1 rRNA gene (cut by a window edge) is annotated in these 1,417 nt (G+C 55.6%); it reads right to left on the bottom strand.

The features are described 5' to 3' along the window. Positions 1-21 precede the first annotated feature (21 nt). Positions 22-1,417: ribosomal RNA gene (locus tag ABT112_RS34655) — 23S ribosomal RNA — on the bottom strand (it continues 1,709 nt past the right edge of the window).

Raw genomic sequence — 1,417 nt, 5'->3', positions numbered from 1 at the left:
ACACAGTGGACGCGAGCAACTGAGGACAAGCCCTCGGCCTATTAGTACCAGTCAACTCCACACGTTACCGTGCTTCCATATCTGGCCTATCAACCCAGTCGTCTACTGGGAGCCTTACCCTCTCAAGGAGGTGGGAATACTCATCTCGAAGCAGGCTTCCCGCTTAGATGCTTTCAGCGGTTATCCCTCCCGAACGTAGCCAACCAGCCATGCCCTTGGCAGGACAACTGGCACACCAGAGGTTCGTCCGTCCCGGTCCTCTCGTACTAGGGACAGCCCTTCTCAATATTCCTACGCGCACAGCGGATAGGGACCGAACTGTCTCACGACGTTCTAAACCCAGCTCGCGTACCGCTTTAATGGGCGAACAGCCCAACCCTTGGGACCGACTCCAGCCCCAGGATGCGACGAGCCGACATCGAGGTGCCAAACCATCCCGTCGATATGGACTCTTGGGGAAGATCAGCCTGTTATCCCCGGGGTACCTTTTATCCGTTGAGCGACGGCGCTTCCACAAGCCACCGCCGGATCACTAGTCCCGACTTTCGTCCCTGCTCGACCCGTCGGTCTCACAGTCAAGCTCCCTTGTGCACTTACACTCAACACCTGATTGCCAACCAGGCTGAGGGAACCTTTGGGCGCCTCCGTTACTCTTTAGGAGGCAACCGCCCCAGTTAAACTACCCACCAGACACTGTCCCTGATCCGGATCACGGACCCAGGTTAGACATCCAGCACGACCAGAGTGGTATTTCAACGACGACTCCACACACACTGGCGTGCATGCTTCACAGTCTCCCACCTATCCTACACAAGCCGAACCGAACACCAATATCAAGCTATAGTAAAGGTCCCGGGGTCTTTCCGTCCTGCTGCGCGAAACGAGCATCTTTACTCGTAGTGCAATTTCACCGGGCCTATGGTTGAGACAGTCGAGAAGTCGTTACGCCATTCGTGCAGGTCGGAACTTACCCGACAAGGAATTTCGCTACCTTAGGATGGTTATAGTTACCACCGCCGTTTACTGGCGCTTAAGTTCTCAGCTTCGCCAGAACGAATCCTGGCTAACCGGTCCCCTTAACGTTCCAGCACCGGGCAGGCGTCAGTCCGTATACATCGCCTTACGGCTTCGCACGGACCTGTGTTTTTAGTAAACAGTCGCTTCTCGCTGGTCTCTGCGGCCACCACCAGCTCAGAGTGCAAAACTCATCACCAGCAATGGCCCCCCTTCTCCCGAAGTTACGGGGGCATTTTGCCGAGTTCCTTAACCATAGTTCACCCGAACGCCTCGGTATTCTCTACCTGACCACCTGAGTCGGTTTAGGGTACGGGCCGCCATGAAACTCGCTAGAGGCTTTTCTCGACAGCATAGGATCATCCACTTCACCACAATCGGCTCGGCATCAGGTCTCAGCCTT

Origin of the sequence: Streptomyces sp. NPDC002055, from assembly GCF_040296705.1 — a bacterium.
Classification (GTDB): Bacteria; Actinomycetota; Actinomycetes; order Streptomycetales; family Streptomycetaceae; genus Streptomyces.
Note: the sequence above shows the minus strand (reverse complement) of the source record. Positions and strands in the feature narration are given on the sequence as shown.